The sequence below is a fragment of the Leifsonia aquatica H1aii genome, from assembly GCF_000633535.1.
Taxonomy (GTDB): Bacteria; Actinomycetota; Actinomycetes; order Actinomycetales; family Microbacteriaceae; genus Leifsonia; species Leifsonia aquatica_A.
This window is the reverse complement of sequence record NZ_AYMR01000008.1, coordinates 61551-76609: the sequence shown is the minus strand read 5'-3', so window position 1 is coordinate 76609 and position 15059 is coordinate 61551. Positions and strand designations below refer to the sequence as shown.

General features: G+C 69.2%; 19 protein-coding genes. 10 read left to right on the top strand and 9 right to left on the bottom strand.

From position 1 onward, the window contains the following. The first annotated feature begins 285 nt into the window (after nt 1-285). From U870_RS0108100 to U870_RS0108090, 3 genes are all read left to right on the top strand, one after another. The gene (locus U870_RS0108100) at nt 286-1416 is read left to right on the top strand and encodes a tyrosine-type recombinase/integrase (RefSeq protein ID WP_240183656.1); all 1131 of its coding nucleotides are present in this window, start codon (nt 286-288) and stop codon (nt 1414-1416) included. A 540-nt stretch (nt 1417-1956) separates the two neighbouring features. Next, the gene (locus U870_RS0108095) at nt 1957-2775 is read left to right on the top strand and encodes an oxidoreductase (protein ID WP_029947380.1); all 819 of its coding nucleotides are present in this window, start codon (nt 1957-1959) and stop codon (nt 2773-2775) included. 27 nt (nt 2776-2802) lie between these two features. After that, nucleotides 2803-3339, top strand: a complete 537-nt coding sequence (locus U870_RS0108090; RefSeq protein ID WP_029947379.1) for a TetR/AcrR family transcriptional regulator — start codon at nt 2803-2805, stop codon at nt 3337-3339. Between the two features lie 4 nt (nt 3340-3343). On the opposite strand, the gene U870_RS0108085 is transcribed toward U870_RS0108090, so the two are convergent. Continuing rightward, a complete protein-coding gene (locus U870_RS0108085; RefSeq protein WP_025156900.1) occupies nt 3344-4465 on the bottom strand; it encodes an RNA polymerase sigma factor in 1122 nt (373 codons plus the stop codon). Further along, nucleotides 4462-4842, bottom strand: a complete 381-nt coding sequence (locus U870_RS0108080; protein WP_025156899.1) for a YciI family protein — start codon at nt 4840-4842, stop codon at nt 4462-4464. The genes U870_RS0108085 and U870_RS0108080 overlap by 4 nt, the downstream gene beginning before the upstream one ends. Before the next feature lie 204 nt (nt 4843-5046). Here U870_RS0108080 and U870_RS24645 point away from each other — a divergent pair, with 204 nt between their 5' ends. Next, on the top strand, nt 5047-5496 hold the full coding sequence (locus U870_RS24645) for a hypothetical protein (RefSeq protein WP_205288746.1): 450 nt from the start codon (nt 5047-5049) through the stop codon (nt 5494-5496). 33 nt (nt 5497-5529) lie between these two features. On the opposite strand, the gene U870_RS0108070 is transcribed toward U870_RS24645, so the two are convergent. After that, nucleotides 5530-6132 carry a TetR/AcrR family transcriptional regulator gene (locus U870_RS0108070; RefSeq protein WP_025156897.1) on the bottom strand — a complete coding sequence of 201 codons (603 nt, stop codon included), beginning with the start codon at nt 6130-6132 and terminating at the stop codon, nt 5530-5532. A gap of 93 nt (nt 6133-6225) precedes the next feature. On the opposite strand from U870_RS0108070, the gene U870_RS0108065 reads away from it, so the two are divergent. The 3 genes from U870_RS0108065 (at nt 6226) to U870_RS0108055 (ending at nt 10703) form a co-directional block, all read left to right on the top strand. Beyond that, nucleotides 6226-7914, top strand: coding sequence for an amidohydrolase (locus U870_RS0108065; protein ID WP_025156896.1), 1689 nt, complete (start codon nt 6226-6228; stop codon nt 7912-7914). A gap of 111 nt (nt 7915-8025) precedes the next feature. Next, the gene (locus tag U870_RS0108060; protein ID WP_025156895.1) at nt 8026-9414 is read left to right on the top strand and encodes an APC family permease; all 1389 of its coding nucleotides are present in this window, start codon (nt 8026-8028) and stop codon (nt 9412-9414) included. 101 nt (nt 9415-9515) lie between these two features. After that, entirely contained in the window at nt 9516-10703 is a 1188-nt protein-coding gene (locus tag U870_RS0108055; RefSeq protein WP_025156894.1) for a hypothetical protein, read from the top strand. A 60-nt stretch (nt 10704-10763) separates the two neighbouring features. Here the strand turns inward: U870_RS0108055 and U870_RS0108050 are convergent, their stop codons facing one another. The 6 genes from U870_RS0108050 to U870_RS22425 all read right to left on the bottom strand — a co-directional run bounded on the left by U870_RS0108050 (nt 10764) and on the right by U870_RS22425 (nt 14043). Then, nucleotides 10764-11108, bottom strand: coding sequence for a hypothetical protein (locus U870_RS0108050; RefSeq protein WP_025156893.1), 345 nt, complete (start codon nt 11106-11108; stop codon nt 10764-10766). A 97-nt stretch (nt 11109-11205) separates the two neighbouring features. Further along, the gene (locus tag U870_RS25035) at nt 11206-11328 is read right to left on the bottom strand and encodes a hypothetical protein (protein WP_275886599.1); all 123 of its coding nucleotides are present in this window, start codon (nt 11326-11328) and stop codon (nt 11206-11208) included. A 54-nt stretch (nt 11329-11382) separates the two neighbouring features. Then, on the bottom strand, nt 11383-12306 hold the full coding sequence (locus tag U870_RS0108035) for a DMT family transporter (protein WP_025156892.1): 924 nt from the start codon (nt 12304-12306) through the stop codon (nt 11383-11385). 32 nt (nt 12307-12338) lie between these two features. Next, nucleotides 12339-12938, bottom strand: a complete 600-nt coding sequence (locus U870_RS0108030; protein WP_115644421.1) for a TetR/AcrR family transcriptional regulator — start codon at nt 12936-12938, stop codon at nt 12339-12341. A 149-nt stretch (nt 12939-13087) separates the two neighbouring features. Beyond that, the gene (locus tag U870_RS22430) at nt 13088-13519 is read right to left on the bottom strand and encodes an ImmA/IrrE family metallo-endopeptidase (protein ID WP_115644420.1); all 432 of its coding nucleotides are present in this window, start codon (nt 13517-13519) and stop codon (nt 13088-13090) included. Nucleotides 13520-13536: 17 nt separating this feature from the next. Beyond that, entirely contained in the window at nt 13537-14043 is a 507-nt protein-coding gene (locus U870_RS22425) for a helix-turn-helix domain-containing protein (RefSeq protein WP_025156889.1), read from the bottom strand. 121 nt (nt 14044-14164) lie between these two features. Between U870_RS22425 and U870_RS22420 the strand changes: the two genes are divergently transcribed. The 3 genes from U870_RS22420 (at nt 14165) to U870_RS0108005 (ending at nt 14971) form a co-directional block, all read left to right on the top strand. Further along, nucleotides 14165-14392, top strand: coding sequence for a helix-turn-helix domain-containing protein (locus U870_RS22420; RefSeq protein ID WP_025156888.1), 228 nt, complete (start codon nt 14165-14167; stop codon nt 14390-14392). Nucleotides 14393-14495: 103 nt separating this feature from the next. Next, nucleotides 14496-14690, top strand: coding sequence for a hypothetical protein (locus tag U870_RS0108010; RefSeq protein WP_162819108.1), 195 nt, complete (start codon nt 14496-14498; stop codon nt 14688-14690). Next, nucleotides 14687-14971: a hypothetical protein gene (locus U870_RS0108005; RefSeq protein WP_162819107.1), complete on the top strand. Its 285-nt coding sequence runs from the start codon at nt 14687-14689 to the stop codon at nt 14969-14971. Before U870_RS0108010 ends, U870_RS0108005 begins: the two co-directional genes overlap by 4 nt. The last annotated feature ends 88 nt before the right edge of the window (nt 14972-15059 follow it).

The window sequence follows — 15059 nt, the reverse complement described above, 5'->3', positions numbered from 1 at the left end:
TGAGAGACCGCACTCAGGGTAACCATAGCTAGAGCTTGCGGCGATCCCGATCAGACACGACGTGATCGCCGAGCTAATCGGTAGGTGCCGAGTCGGAGCGGTCCGCATTGCGTATGCCATCGTCCTGCCAGCCGGCCCACCAACGCCAGGCTAGAAGGATGCAGAACAAGCATCAGCGAATGAGCTCCGACGACCATGGCATGTCGTCCGTACCCGTACGAGATGAGGTGCGAGGTGGGTAGACCCCGGACACCAATCGGCACCTTCGGGAAAATCAGCCACCGCATGACCCAGAACGGATTGCGCGAGGCGCGAGCGCGATACCGCGACTGGGATGGAAGGCTCAGAATAGTCCAGCGCACAGGTGTGACGAAGGCAGCTGCAGAGCTTGCGCTCAAGCGTAAGCTCTCGGAACGATCCCTTTATCAGCCAGGGTTCGCTGGGCTCTGTGCTGACAGCAAGTTCTCCGTGCTCGTGGAGTACTGGCTCGAAGACATGGAGGTCGAGGACAGGCTCACGCTCACGACCCGTCAGCTTTACGAACGGAACATGCGCACGCTCGTCGCCCCGTCGTTCGCCGAGCTCACGCTGCGCGAGATCGGCGTGGCCAGGTGCGACTACTTCCTAAAGCAACTCGCGAAGCAGAGCTACAACCGTGCCCGTCAAGCCCGAGTGGTCCTCCGTCTGGCGCTCGGGCTCGCAGTGCGGCACGAGGTGATCCCTCGTAATCCGATGGATCACGTCTCGCGGCTGCGCCGACCGGCCCGGGTACCCGATGCGTTCGAGGACTCGGACATCGACTTGATTCGGGAAGCGGTGCGCGCGTGGGAGGAACGCAAGGTCGTTGCTGGTCCCAAGCCCGACGGGCAACTTGGGCAGATCGTCGAGGTACTCCTCGGCACTTCGGTACGGATCGGAGAAGTTCTCGCGATCCGCATCCGTGACGTCGATCTCCGGAGCACGATCCCGACCGTGAGGATCTCGGGCACGATCGTCAGCAACACGGGCCAGCCGACTCGACGGCAAGATCATCCGAAGACCTCGCGGTCGGTGCGCACGATCGCGCTGCCGAAGTTCGTGATCGTGGCGATTAGGGGACGGCTCAAGTCGCGTCTGTCGATCGACCCGGACGCGCTGTTGTTCTGCAATCGCAACGGCGATCCATTGACGACGAACAACGTGCGTCGTCGGCTTCGCGATGTGATGGACAAGGCTGGCTTGAAAGGTGTGACGCCGCATCGCTTCCGTCGAACGGGAGCGACGGCGATCAACGAAGCGGGCGGCATCGATCTCGCCGCCGAGCTCCTCGGCCACACCGATCCGAGGATCACCGCCCAGCACTACATCGCGCGCAACGACCTGGTGAACCCTGCCACCGCGAGGATGCTGGAAGCACGTTTCGGCAGCACCGGATAGGACATGACGAAGCCCTCGGAGCGGTCGCCTGGAAGTCACCACAAACACGGTTCGGGGGCCGCTCCCGTCGTGCTCGACGATAGGCAACAAGTGGCCAATCTAGTGGTCAACGTCCCTGCAACGCATGCAAAACCTGACGCGCTCTGCAACGTATGGAACGGGAAAAGCCCGGTTCCATGCCCAAAACGGCAATTCCGCCTACCTGGGGGTCAAGGGGTCGCAGGTTCAAATCCTGTCAGCCCGACGTCACGACAAAAGAGAAGGGTCCTGGTTCGCTCTGCGAACTGGGACCCTTCTCTTTTTGTCGTGACTCGCTGCGGACTTCCCGGGTCCCCGCCGCGAGGGGCCCCGGGCGCCGTCAAACGCGAAGCGTGCAGGCGGCGTTTGGGGGAGCGGTGGGGTGCAGCCCGCGGTGACGTGCGTTGTAGCCGGAGCGCGAAGCGGTTCGGTGACGTCACGGATTGACCTGTGCAGCCTTGACAAGAACATGAACCAAGGTTCATCATTAATGTGAATTCGTGTTCATGTTAGGAGTGCCTCATGCCATCACGCGTCGCAATCGTCACGGGAGCTTCCTCAGGGATCGGCGGGTCGGCCGCGCTCGAGCTCGCCGAACTTGGCTTCACGGTGTACGCCGCCGCGCGCCGCGTCGAGCGGATGGAGCACCTGCGCGCGAGTGGCATCCGCCCGATCAGTCTCGACGTGACCGATGAAGCGTCGCTGACCGCGGCGGTCGCCCGGATCATCGAGGTGGAGGGTCGCATCGACGTGCTGGTGAACAATGCCGGATACGGCTCGTTCGGCTCCGTCGAGGAGGTGCCGCTGGACGAGGGCCGCCGACAGTTCGATGTCAACCTGTTCGGTGCCATCCGGCTGACGCAGCTCGTCATCCCGCACATGCGGAAGCAGCGCAGCGGGCGGATCATCAACGTCACCTCGATCGGCGGCAAGATCTATACACCGCTCGGCGCGTGGTATCACGGGACCAAGTTCGCGCTCGAAGGGATGAGCGACGTGCTGCGCGCCGAGCTGAAGCCGTTCGGAATCGACGTGGTCGTCATCGAGCCGGGGGCGATCAAGACCGAGTGGTCCGGGATCGCTGCGCAGTCCGTCCTCGATGTCTCCGGGAGCGGGCCGTACGAGAAGACGGCGAGGCGCCTTGCGGCCCAGCTCACCGGCGCGATGACCGACCGCGCGTCCGACCCCGCAGTGATCGGGAAGGCGATCGTGATGGCGGCCACGACGCGACGGCCCAAGACCCGGTACGCCGTCGGTTCGGGTGCGCGCCTCATCCTGACGCTGCGTCGATTGCTGAGCGACCGGACGTTCGACCGCCTGATCTCCCGCACAATGGCATAGAACGGGTCGACGAACGAAGGGACGAGAATGCGCGCAGACGCGCTTCGCAATCGTGAGCGGATCTTCGACGCCGCCCGCGATCAGATGCGGAAGAACGGCGCGGAGGCCGGGATGGACCAGATCGCTGTCGCCGCGGGCGTTGCCGTCGGAACACTGTACCGGCACTTCCCGACCAAGGGGGACCTCGTCCGGGCAGTGATGACCGAGTTCATCCAGGAACTCGTCGATCGCGGGGAGTCGGCCGCGGCGTCCGTCGCGCCCGCCGAAGCCTTCGGGCTCATCGTCGAGACCCTGCGGTCGTTCATCGAAGGCGCAGCGGAGAACCAGGCCCTCAAGCAGGCGGGCAACACGTTCGAGGGACCCTATGTCGCCGACGAGCTGATCGACCGGGGTCGCGTGGCCATGCGGATTCTGGTCACTGCGGCGATCGAGGCAGGCGACCTCCGCCCCGACGTGACGGCAGACGACATCTTCCTGCTCATGACCACCGCCCCGACGTCCGCGGCGGACCTGCAGCGCGAACGGTGGCTGGACATCGTCACGGCGGGGCTTCGCCGCGCGTAGCGCGTCAGGAGTCGTCCGCATCCAGCGACTGGCGTAGTCTCTGCGCCGGTTCGAAGGTGTCCGGGATGCCCTCCAGTGCGGCGAGGCCAGCCGCCTCTCCATCGAGTCGCGCCGTCACCGCCGCAAGCGACACGCGCGCACCAAGCGTGGGGGAGACCTCCACCAGCGCCGCCGTCAGCGCGCGGATCGCCTCCCAGTCGGTCGCCGCCCCGAAGAAGCGTGCGACGTGGGCCGACTGGATCGCGGCTTCGAGCTGGAAGCGGCGGCCCGCCGACGGTGACGCGGAAGCCAGCTCGTGGGCCTTCCTCAGATACGCCTCACCCTCGGCGATGAGGCCCGCATCCCAGAGGGCAGGATCCTGCGCATCAAGCGGCACGAACATCCCATCCACCTCCCGCGCCGCCGCCCGCGACGACGACAGCGCGATCAACGCCGCCAGCCCGAACGCCTCCGGCTCATCCCCGAGCAGCGCCGCCAGCGTCACCGCCAGGTACAGCGCCTCCCCAGCCAGCGACGTCTCGCTCGTGCTGTCCCAGTCGATCGCGAACGCACCGTAGATCGCCTCGAGCACCGCAGGCAGCCGGTCGGCCATCTGGTCGCGCGACGGAACGGTGAACGGGATCCCCGCATCCCGGATCCGCCGCTTCGCCCGCACGAGCCGCTGGGCCATTGCGGACGCCGGCACAGCGAAAGCTCGGGCGATCTGCGCCGCCTCCAGCCCGAGTACGGTCTGCAGCATGAGCGGGGTGCGGATGCTCACGTCGATCGCGGGATGCGCGCACACGAACAGCAGTTCGAGCCGCTTGTCCGGGATGGCGTCGAGGTCGGGGAAGGCTGCGTCGATGTCGATCACGCCGTCCCCTTCCTCCAGTGGTGCGGATGTGCGGCGGGCCGCCGAGCTGAACACGTCGCGCTGGCGGTTGCGGGCGACGGTGAGGAGCCAGCCTTCGGGGTTGTCGGGGATTCCGCGGTCCGGCCAAGTCGTGAGGGCGCGTTCGAAGGCGTCGGCCAGGGCGTCCTCGGCGAGCGCGAGGTCGCGGGTCGGGGCCGCGAGGATCGCGACCAGCCGACCGTAGGATGCGCGGGCGGTGCGTTCGGCGACCTCCCGCGCATCCGGGGCAGTCACGAGGCGGGGACCCACTCGCCGTCGACGACGTACGTCGCGGTCGGGCGCACCTCGACCGGGCCCCACGCGGCGGACGGCGCCTGCTTCGCCCACGCGAGCGCGGCATCCAGGTCGGGGACGTCGATGACGACGGTGCCGCCGAGCTGCTCCTTGGTGTCGGCGAACGGGCCGTCCTGGATCTCCGGGCCCGCCTCGGTCACGCGCAGCGTCGTCGTCGCGGACGACGGCTGCAGCACCTCGGCCGAGCGGAGCACACCCGCGGCGTGCAGGTCTCTCGCGTACTTCGCGAAAGCGGCCATGCCCTCCGCGAGGGCGGCCTCGTCGAGTTCGCCGCTCGCGGCCATCTCGGGGTAGTGCATCAGGATCGTGTAACGCATGGTGAGAGTGTCCTTCCGGATCGTTCGATGATGACACTGGGATGACGATCGGGCCAGGGGCGGATCGACACTTCGCCCGGATTGTCGGTCACGGGTGGCAGCGAACAACATGTGAAATACGTATGCTTATTGCTAAGTATCTCTCTGTTGTGCAGTTCTGGGCGCGGTGTCGCGTCAGCTGCGACGACGGGAAGGCGGCGACCGATGACGACGACGTTGATGAACGCTGCACCGAGCCGGCGAGGCCGCCGCGCGGTCCTGTCCGCGGGAGCCCTGCTCCCCGCCGTGCTGTTCGTCGGCTGCACCGCGGCTGCGCCGCCGGACGACGAGGTGCTGCCGTCCACCGATGCTTCCCAGGCGGGAGACGACACTCCGAGGAACGACCTCACCGACGAGAGAACGGTCGACTGGACCAGCTACGAGGTGCTCTCCGACACCGAGCTCCGGGTCCACTTCGTGGCCGGAACCCCTGATTGTTACGGCACTCACGCCATCGTCGCCGAGACTGCCGCGACGATCGCGATCACCGTCATCGAAGGGGCCCTGCCCGGCGCGCCCGACGAATGCGCGCTCGTCGCGCGCCCGGCCAGCCTGCTCATCCGAACGTCGAGCCCGATCGGAGACCGCGCCATCGCGATGCCATCACAGCCGTGACTGGACCGACACGGGATGTCATCCGGCGACCGCTCACACCCGCGTCGGTGCTCCCAGCCCTTCCGCCGCCGCGACCATCGCCGCCTCCGCCGACTCCACCGTGATCAGGCTGTTCCCGGCGACGATGTGCAGCCCGTACGCATCCTCCAGCGCCACCAGGTTCATCGCCAGCACCGCGACCTCCAGCCGCGGCTCGAACGCTCCGGCGGCCACCCCGCGCTCCAGGATCCCGGTGTACGTCGCGAGCTGGCGGAGGTACATCCGCTCGACCAGCTCGTCGTGCAGCTGCGACGTCCCGGCCAGCACGTCGAACTCGTACAGCAGCCGCATCAGGGCATCGTCGGGACCGCTCGGCAGCCCCTCCCGGATCGCCGCCGCGAGCTGCAGCTGCGGCGAGGCGATTCCCGCGACCACCGCATCCCGGTGGTCGCAGAACCGCTCCAGACCGGCGCGGTGCGCCTCCACGAGCAGGGCGTCGAGGTCCTCGTAGTAGTACAGGATCGCGCCGCGGGTCAGCCCCGCCTTCTCGGCCACATCGGCCAGTGACAGCGACCGCAGCCCGCGCTCGCCGACGGCGGTGAGCGCCGCCTCGACGAGGTCGGCGCGGCGTTCATCCTGCTTGCGGGGGCGGGCCATCAGTTGACACTAGCCGATCGGCGTGAGACGCTTTCGGAATTCTTTGACACTTGCGTCAAAGAATGATCCAGTTCATCGCCGAGAGGGATTCCCGTGACCGACCTGCTCCTCACCAACGCGTCCGTCCGCACGTTCGACGACGCCCAGCCCTGGGCGCAGGCCGTCGGGATCACCGGCGGACGGATCAGCTACGTCGGCACCGTCGCGGACGCCCCCGCCGCCCGCGAGACCCGCGACCTCGGCGGCGCCTCCCTCACGCCCGGCATCATCGACAGTCACAACCACCTGCTGCTCGGCTTCGACCAGGACGCGGTCAGCCTGGAGGGTGCGGAGACCCTCGAGGAGGTGCGCCGCCGCATCCGGGAGCTCGCCGAGCGCCGCCCCGACCTCGACTGGATCTGCGCAGAGAACGCCGTGTACTCCATCGTCAGCGGCCGCCGCCCGAACGCCGACGACCTCGCCGGCCTCACCGACCGCCCGATCTTCGTCACCACCTACGACCAGCACTCGGTTTGGCTCGACGAGAAAGCGATGCGGGTGCTCGGGATCGCCGACGGCGGCGACATCCCGTGGGGGAGGCCCGAACGCCGCCCCGACGGCACCGCCACCGGCTGGGTCACCGACTTCTACACCAGCGCCATGACCAGCGCGGGCCTCGCCGGGCTGCAGCGCGACATCCCGATGTACTCGCCCGAGCGCCGCTACCGCAAGCTTGTCGGCAGCCTCGAGCTCGCGACCGCTAGCGGCATCACCACCGTGGTGGAGCCGCAGGTGCCGCTCGCCGAGATCGACCTGATGTGCCGGGCGCGGGCGGAGGGGCGGCTCAGCTCCCGCGTCATCACCGCGCTGTTCCACCCGATCGACGCCGACGCCGCCTTCCGCAGCGACCTGCGCGACGCCGTCGACGCGGCGCCGCAGGACGACCGCCTCCGGTTCGGGCCGGTCAAGCTGTATGCCGACGACGTGATCGAACCGCACACCGCGTGGATGCTCGACGACTACGCCGACCAGCCGGGCCACCGCGGCCACCCGAGCGCGCCGGTCGGGGAGCTCACCCGCATCGTCACCGAGCTGGACCGGCTCGGCTTCCAGACGCACACCCACGCGACCGGCGACGGCGGCATCCGGCTGGCGCTGGATGCGATCGAGCACGCCGCCCGCACCAACGGCACCGTCGACCGGCGTCACGGCATCGTGCACGTCGAGTGCCTGCACCCCGACGACCTGCCGCGCTTCGCCGCCCTCGGCATCACCGCGGCGATGCAGCCGCGGCACTGCTCGCCCGACCTCGTCGCCGGCACCTGGATGGAGAACGTCGGCGAGCAGCGCTGGGACCGCGCCTGGCGCATCCGCTCGCTCATGGCCTCCGGCGCGCACGTCGCGCTGTCGAGCGACTGGCAGGTGGGGGAGATGGATCCGCTCGTCGGCTTCTACTCCGCCCTCACCCGCGCCGGCCTCGACGGCCGCGCTGCCTGGACCCCCGCCGAGCGCACGACGCTCGACGACGCCCTGCGCGGCTACACCCGCGAGGGAGCCTGGGCCTGGCACGCCGAGGACGACCTCGGCGTCCTCCGCGTCGGCGCGAAGGCCGACCTCGTCGCCTGGTCGGACGACCTCTACGGCCACGAGGCCGACCCGGCCGGCCTGCTCGACCAGCGGGCCGAACTGACCATCGTCGGCGGGGAGGTCGTGCACGACGCGTCCACCGCCTCCGCCACCCCCACCACCTACGGCGGGCTCGCGCACTGCTCGGCGCACGCGGACTCCGTGCCGGCGCACTGACCGCGCCGCCGGCCGCCTCCCGCGCGCGCTCGCCACCGCCCCACCTGCACCCCCACACTCACCTGCACCCCCACACCCTCCCTCCCTCCCGCCGTCGCGAAGGAAACCCCCATGTCCCAGCTCGACCCGGCCATCGCGCCGTCCCGGACCGCGGAGGCGCCGCACACCCCCGGCGCTCCCGGCCTCCGCCGCACCCTGAAGCTCCGGCACATCGTCTTCCTCGGGCTCGCCTACATGGCGCCGCTCGCCGTCTTCGACACGTTCGGCATCGTCGCCGACGTCACGCACGGCCATGTGCCGCTCGCCTATCTCGTGGTGCTCGTCGCCGTGCTCATCACCGCGCTCAGCTACTCCCGCATGGTCAAGGTCTTCCCGCTGGCGGGCTCGGCCTACACGTACACGCGGGAGGCGATCAACCCGCACCTCGGGTTCCTCGTGGGCTGGGCGGCGACGCTCGACTACCTGCTGCTGCCGATGATCAACGCACTGCTCTCGGCGATCTACATGTCGGCGGCATTCCCGGCGGTGCCGTCGTGGGTGTGGATCCTGTCGACCATCGTCATCTGCACCGTCCTGAACCTGATCGGCGTGCAGATCGCGGCCAAGGTGAACGTGATCCTCGTCGTCATTCAGGTCGTCGTCGCGGTCGCGTTCGTGGGTCTCACGATCAAGAACATCGTCGACGGCGCCAACGGTGCTTCGTTCTCGATGACACCGTTCTTCTCGCCCGGACTCGACGTGCCCGCCATCGGCGCCGGTGCGGCCATCCTCGCCCTGTCGTTCCTCGGGTTCGACGCCGTCAGCACGCTGGCGGAGGAGGCGGAGAAGCCGCGCCGCGACATCCCGCGCGCCATCCTGATCATCGTCGCCGTCGCCGGGCTGTTCTTCGTCAGCGTCACCTACGTGATGCAGGTGCTCTTCCCGGACGTGGCGACCGTCGGCAACATCGTGGGAGCCTCGCCCGAGATCGCGAAGTACATCGGGGGAGCGGCGTTCCAGGCCGTGTTCATCGGCGGCTATATGGTCGCCGTGCTCGGCTGCGGCATCACCCAGCAGATGAGCGCCGCGCGCCTGCTCTACGCGATGGGTCGCGACGGCGCCCTCCCGAAGCGCTTCTTCGGCTCCCTCAACCGGGCCGGGGTGCCGGCGGCGAACGTGCTGCTGATCGCCGCGCTCGCCTGCTCGGCCGTCTTCCTCGACCTCGGCCGGGCCGCCTCCCTCATCAACTTCGGTGCGTTCGTGGCCTTCATCTTCGTGAACCTGGCGGTGATCTTCACCTACATCCGGTTCGTGAAGGAGCGCGGCTGGCGGGTCGCGCTCGGCTACCTGGTGCTCCCGGGGCTGGGGGTCGCGGTCAACGTGGCGCTCTTCTTCAGCCTGGAGCCGAGCGCCATGATCGTCGGCGGCGTCTGGGTCGCGATCGGGCTGGCGTACCTGCTGTGGCGCACGCGCTTCTTCCGGGTGAGCCCGCCTCCTCTGCACGGGCCGACGGACCTGTAGGGGGCGGTCCGCGGGCGGGGCGAGCACGCATAGGCGCTCGTCTATCAAATACCAGCGTGTCGCATAATGCGTGTAAATGCGAAACGTTAGCATCGTCACCCGTGACTCGCACTCTGCATACGCGTCCGCCGCGTCGTCGACCCACCGTCCTGTTCTCGATCGCCGTCGCACTGACGGTCGCCGTCTCGTCGGCCGCTCCCGCCGTCGCGGCGGAGGGCGCCGGGGCGACGTCCGCCGGCAGCGCCTCCACCTCCGCAGAGTGGGGGCAGGGTCTCGTCGACGAACAAATCGCGTACATCCTCAGCCGCCAGGTCGCATCCGGCGCGATCCTGACCACGGACAGCTCGATCAATCCCTACTTCGCCAACCAGGCTGCGATCGGGCTGGTCGCGGCGGACACGGTGGACTCGCGCGGGGCCGCGCTGCGGTGGATGCAGTGGTTCCTCGATCACCGCAACACGGATGATCCGACCGGGGTCAAGGGCACCGTGTACGACTACACCTACAACCGGGCGACGGGTGCGGAGACCTCGAAGGGGACGTACGACTCGATCGACAGCTACCTGGCAACGGCGCTGACACTTGCGCACGACGCGTACGCCACCGGTGATCCGCAACTCCGAGCATTCGTCGACGCCCACATCGTCGACTATGAACAGCTGGCGAACGTGCTGGTCTACGCGCCGCCGCGCGGCGTGCGCTCGGAGACCTCCCGGCTCACGACGGCGAAGGCCACCTTCTCGGCCGAGTACCTCCTCGACAACGCCGAGGTCGCGCAGGGGCTCGCGAAGCTGTCGGTGCTCGATGCGATGGTGGGCCGGAGCGCGTCGTCGCAGTACTACGGAACGTGGGCCGGCACTACGCGCACGGCGATCAAAACCCACCTGTGGGATGCGTCGAGCGGAACGTGGAAGCTCGCTCGCGGGAACACGAGCTCGCTGACCTCCTGGTACGCCGGCGGGGGCCGTGCCCAATACGTCCCGACGCTCTTCGGCGTCGTCTCACCGACATCGGCGGAGGCCACCGCGTCGTGGGATGCGCTCACGGCGGCGTTCCCCGCCTGGGCGACCGACGCCGATGTGGCACTGCCGAACCTCGGCGCCGTCGCCGCTGCGATGGGTGAGGAGACCGCTGCGCGCGCGTACCTGCAGTCGCTTCGGGACCGCTTCGAACCTCGCGGCTGGCTCTACCCGACGACCTGTGACGCCGGGCCTGGCGCGTGCTCCTATTGGTACCCGGGCGTGGGCGGCCAGTTCATGCAAGCGGTCCTCGCGGTCGGGACGGAGTGAGCGTCCCGGGTTGTTCTCGCGGTCGCCCTCACTGACGGGGCTTCTGCGGCGCACGACAGTTCAGGGAGCGCTCACCTCGCCGTCTTCGTCGCGCCGGATCCCCTCCAGCACCGCGTCGCTCGGCTGGCCGCTGGCGCCGTAGCGGAGTGAGCGCGGGAGGTCGCACGCGTGCGCGAACTCCCGCACGTCGAAGTTCGGGTCGGCGTGCAGGAGCACCTGCCCGACGACCCACGCGACGTTCGTCTTGACGCGCGCCGTCTCCTCGTCGGACAGCACCTGGTCGGACCGTTTCTCCTCGTCATCGTCCAGCCGGCGATGGCCGGCCTGGTCGGTGCGGTAGGGGGCGTCCGACCAGTCGTGGTTCCGGATCTCGGCTGCGAACTCCGCGGCGAGGCGGCTCAGCACCCCTCAACCGCCCGGGTTCTCGACGGGCTTGTCGTCGGTGTCTGTGCCGACGTCCGGATCCACCTCGCTCGGGCGCGGCAGGTTGTCGGGCCGCGGCTCATCGGTCATCGGCTCCACCGCCCGACGCCGTGTCCTCGCCCTCTTCGCGCGGCTCGCCCTCGCTGCCCGATCCGTCGGGCAGGTCGTCCGGGTCGGGTCGTGCGTCGTGTTCGTGGTCCATGTGGTGGCCCTCCTGTCGGTTGCGCTGCGACCGTACGCCGAGGAGGAGCCGGCGTCAGGGGGTTGCGGAACGGTCGTCGGTGAGCACGTGGACCGAGACGCCCTCGGCTCGGGACGGGCGGGTCGTCCCCGGGGGGACCGAGAGGACGACGAGGCTGCCGAGCACCAGCCCGATCCCGACCCATCCGAGTGCTCCCAGGTCCTCGCCGACGACGAGGACCGCGAGCACTGCCGCGACGACCGGTTCGACGAGGGAGAGGAGAGTGGCCGTGCTCGCGCGCACCCGCGCCAATCCCACGCCGAACAGCACGTACCCGGCGAACATCGGCACGAGGGCCAGGTAGGCGGCGACGCCGAGGTTCGTCCACGACGCGACGAGCGGCCCTCCTGTCGCGACGAGGACGGGAAGGAGGATGATCCCGGCGACTCCGAACATGCTCCCCATCGCGGCGCCCGACGGCACGCCCTGCTCCATCAGCCGATGGGCGACCCAGGAGTAGAGCGCGTAGGTCACGCCCGCGACGAGTCCGAGTGCGATGCCCAGGACCATCCCCGGGAGGTCGCGGGAGGTCCCGCTCCCGGCCTCGGCCGCCGCGAGGAGGGCGGCCCCGCCGACACCGGCGGCGGCAGCGATTCCCCAGCGGACCGTGAGCGGGTGGGAGTCCGCCACCCGCTCGATGACCGCCGCGGCGAGGGGAGCGGACCCGATAGAGACGACGGTCCCGACGGCGACCCCCGCGAGATGCATCGACGAATAGAACGCGAGCGGATACACCACGACCGCGCCGACACCCAGCGCGAGGATGCGGCCGTCGGCGGCGAGCCGGCGGCGCGCAGCGTGGATGGCGCGGGCGGCGACGAGGGCTTGCAGGATGCCGCCGATCCCCATCGCGGCGGCGCCGACCGCCAGCGGTCCGACGCCGGGGGCGAAGGTGGCCGCCGTTCCGGTGGTGCCCCACAGGACGGAGGCGAGGATCACGGCTAGGGCGCCGACTCGCGCGGGCCGACGGCTCACAGCGCGGCGACCAGTGCGCGCGCGATCCCCTGGGCCGCCAGCAGCTTCCGTTGGTCTCCATCCAGTCCGGCGCGCGCCATCGACCCCTCCAGCAGGAACGACAGGTGTTGCGCCGTGGCTTCGGCGCGCGCCTCCGGAACCAGGAGGCGCAGCTGCGTTCGGAGGATCTCCTCGACGTCCTCCTTGTGCCTCCGCACGACGGCGCGCCCGGGATCGGACGCCGGGAGCTCGGCCGCCGCGTTCAGCAGTCCGCACCCGCGGAAGCCGTGCAGATACGCGAGTGACGCGTGGTCGATGTAGGCGTCGAACACGGCATCAATGGCCTCGGCGGGCGTTGAGGCGGAGGCGGCGCGGCGCGTATAGAGCTGGAGCCACTCCTCATGCCGTGCGTCGAGGTAGGCGGCCACGAGGTCCGCCTTGGAGGTGAAGTTGTTGTAGAGGCTCATCTTCGCGACGCCGGCCTCGGCGGTGATGCTGTCGATCCCAGTCGCGGCGATCCCGTCGGCGTAGAAGAGGCGCGCCGCCGCCTCGAGGAGGCGCGCTCGTGCTCGCCCGTTCCTCCGCACCGGTTCGGCCCTCGTCGCCTCCGTGCTCATCATGCCCACCTTCCTAGGTAGACCAACCTACCTAATTAACAGAATGATCGCGAATGCTGGCTCACGGGGCGACTGCGCCCCGGCGACAGCGCGCACGTGTACCGGGAAGGCGCACTCGCGAGCTCGGTCGGTGGCCGGTCGAGGCGCGCTCAGGAGATGCGGCGGGCCAGCGCGTTGCTGAACCGGCCGTGCGGGTGAGTGCTGTAGGTGCGTCCGCCGAGGCGCTGGAGGCAGTGGGCGCGGTAGTGCTCGATCAGCTCAGGGATGACGCACAGCTCGTCGGCCAGGAACTCGACATCGGTGCTGATGTGCTCGGCGGCGGCGTAGGCGACCGGGTCGATCAGCAGCTCGGCCGCGTACGTGTCCGCCAGTCGCTCGTTCTGATCGCTGTCGGTGCGGTGGCCGTAGTAGGCGTGCCCGAGCTCGTGGGCGATCGTGCAGCGCCGCTCGAACGGGGTGAGGGCGAGGTCGAAGTAGATGCGGTCCTCATCGGGGGAGTAGTAACCGAGGTCGCCCTCCGGAAGGTACGCGCCGTGCAGCCGCACCCCCAGGCTCGCCGCCATCCCCACCAGAAACCGCATGTCGTCCCCCGTCATCGTCATTCCGCGTGCGGCTGGTCCGCCTTCCGCGTTCCCCGCTTGGCGGCGAGGGCCACACCCTTCTTCGTCGGGAGTTCGTAGCTGACCTCGAACTCCTCGTAGATGTGGTCATCAGTATTGCGGGATGCGCCGACAACGCCGCCGAGACCGGCGCCGAGACCGGCACCGACGCCGTCGCCCACGGAGACGCCGATGCGCGCGCGCTCCACGGCCCGGCGCGTCAGCTCCTCGAGGAGCGCCAGGTCGGAGACCCCGCTGAGATCCGTCGCGCGGGGAGCGGGGTCCTCGTCCGCCGTGCCGACTGTCTCGGAGGAGGGGCCGGCGGTGTCCCGGACGAGCGCGTCGCCGAAGAAGCGCTCGACCTTGTACTCGGCTTTGCGCGCTACACCGTTCGCCTCCCAGTTCGTCACCGTCCGCGTCGAGACGCCGAGCTGCGACGCCAGCTCCTCCTGTGTCAGGTGGAGGCGTTCCCGTGCGTCGCGGAGCTCGTTCCATGCGATGACCATGGAACAATTCTGGCAACTGTCGGCAATTTACGCAAGCAATTCCCGCCATATGCGCGCTGAATCAGAAACTATATCGATGACAATGTTGCTGAATTCCGCAAGAGTTGCATAAACTAGCGATATGAAAACGACGAGACGTCTCAACGGGACCACGCTCCGCATCCTGCGGCAGGCGCTCGGGATCACCGCTCGCGACCTCGCCGCCCGTGCCGGAATCGACCCGAGCTTCCTCTCGCGGTTGGAGAACGGTGCCCGCCAACCATCGCCGCCGGTATTGCGCCGCCTCGCGCACGGACTGGGGGTGCCGGTCGAGGCGATCTCCTATCCCGCCTCGGCCGGCACCGCCTGAGCGCACCCCGCGGCGTCACCGCACGCGCACCACCTCGAGCGACGCCCATCGCCCCACCGGGGCGGTGTTCGTCGCGCCCACCGAACCTGAAGGAAGAATGCCGATGACCGCACGGACACACCACCCGCCGCCCGAACTGATCGACGCCATCCGCGAACTGCTCCGCCTCCTGGACGACGAGGAGCTGGAGCAGGGCTGCTCGGACGCCCTCGTCGACTCCGCGGCGCTGCACTGCTTCGCGTGCGAGGTCGACGTGGGTCCCGACGACTGGGACGAGCACGAATGCGGGACGGCATGAACCGGCACGCCGCGATCGGGTCCCCGCATCAGCGCGTCGTCCGCACGGTCGTCCAGGCGGTCATCGCCGGCGTCCCGACCATCGTCGCCATCATCGGTGTCGTCGCAGACCAGTGGCCCGCCGAATGGCTCGTCGCCGCCGCGGGCGTCGCCGTGGCCATCCAGGGAGCGCTCGCGCGGATCATGGCGATCCCCGACGTGGACGCGTGGCTGACGGGAGTCGGCCTCGGGTCCGCCCCGCGCGTCGCCCTGGCGCCGCCCACCGAGCCGCCGGCCGAATGACGGGCCGTCGCGCAGAGACTTCGGACACCTGTCCGAGGGTCGCCTGAGATCTCAGGCAGATCGACACGAGAAACAAGAGAGAAAGGAG

What these genes read in the sequence shown, in the direction of transcription:
- U870_RS0108100 (WP_240183656.1), top strand. Translation starts at nt 286, where the DNA reads ATGACCCAGAACGGATTGCGCGAGGCGCGAGCGCGATACCGCGACTGG.
- U870_RS0108095 (WP_029947380.1), top strand. Translation starts at nt 1,957, where the DNA reads ATGCCATCACGCGTCGCAATCGTCACGGGAGCTTCCTCAGGGATCGGC.
- U870_RS0108090 (WP_029947379.1), top strand. Translation starts at nt 2,803, where the DNA reads ATGCGCGCAGACGCGCTTCGCAATCGTGAGCGGATCTTCGACGCCGCC.
- U870_RS0108080 (WP_025156899.1), bottom strand. Translation starts at nt 4,842, where the DNA reads ATGCGTTACACGATCCTGATGCACTACCCCGAGATGGCCGCGAGCGGC.
- U870_RS24645 (WP_205288746.1), top strand. Translation starts at nt 5,047, where the DNA reads ATGACGACGACGTTGATGAACGCTGCACCGAGCCGGCGAGGCCGCCGC.
- U870_RS0108070 (WP_025156897.1), bottom strand. Translation starts at nt 6,132, where the DNA reads ATGGCCCGCCCCCGCAAGCAGGATGAACGCCGCGCCGACCTCGTCGAG.
- U870_RS0108060 (WP_025156895.1), top strand. Translation starts at nt 8,026, where the DNA reads ATGTCCCAGCTCGACCCGGCCATCGCGCCGTCCCGGACCGCGGAGGCG.
- U870_RS25035 (WP_275886599.1), bottom strand. Translation starts at nt 11,328, where the DNA reads ATGGACCACGAACACGACGCACGACCCGACCCGGACGACCTGCCCGAC.
- U870_RS0108030 (WP_115644421.1), bottom strand. Translation starts at nt 12,938, where the DNA reads ATGAGCACGGAGGCGACGAGGGCCGAACCGGTGCGGAGGAACGGGCGA.
- U870_RS22430 (WP_115644420.1), bottom strand. Translation starts at nt 13,519, where the DNA reads ATGCGGTTTCTGGTGGGGATGGCGGCGAGCCTGGGGGTGCGGCTGCAC.
- U870_RS22425 (WP_025156889.1), bottom strand. Translation starts at nt 14,043, where the DNA reads ATGGTCATCGCATGGAACGAGCTCCGCGACGCACGGGAACGCCTCCAC.
- U870_RS22420 (WP_025156888.1), top strand. Translation starts at nt 14,165, where the DNA reads ATGAAAACGACGAGACGTCTCAACGGGACCACGCTCCGCATCCTGCGG.
- U870_RS0108010 (WP_162819108.1), top strand. Translation starts at nt 14,496, where the DNA reads ATGACCGCACGGACACACCACCCGCCGCCCGAACTGATCGACGCCATC.
- U870_RS0108005 (WP_162819107.1), top strand. Translation starts at nt 14,687, where the DNA reads ATGAACCGGCACGCCGCGATCGGGTCCCCGCATCAGCGCGTCGTCCGC.